At 74.9% G+C, this 334-nt stretch carries 1 pseudogene; it reads left to right on the forward strand.

The annotated features are described in order from the left end of the window. A pseudogene (locus IF37_RS0138585) lies at positions 1-334 on the forward strand (hypothetical protein); the annotation flags it as partial.

Genomic DNA, 334 nt, shown 5'->3' on the forward strand with positions numbered 1-334 from the left:
GAACCTGGCGGAGGGGACGTACAACGCGATCACCACGGGCCGGTTCACGACGTCGCTGGCCTCGTTCACCTCGGGTGCGTTCGGTGCGCTGCTCGGGCATGCGGGTGCGCGTCTGGGGGGCAAGGCGGGCTGGAAGCTGCGTTCCGCTCTGGGTCTGGGCCGGACACCGACCGTGTCCGCCGCGGGCGCGGGCGGCGCGGGTGCGGGTGCGGGGGGTGTGAACGCGTTGCCCGGGCCGGGTCATCCGTTGCTGCGGCCGGCCGGGGAGCTGCGGTTCACCCCGCCCCGCACGGTCTCCGACGGCCTGCCCTCCTACTACCGTCCCGGCTCCGAC

It is taken from the genome of Streptomyces sp. NRRL S-31 (assembly GCF_000718775.1).
GTDB lineage: Bacteria > Actinomycetota > Actinomycetes > Streptomycetales > Streptomycetaceae > Streptomyces.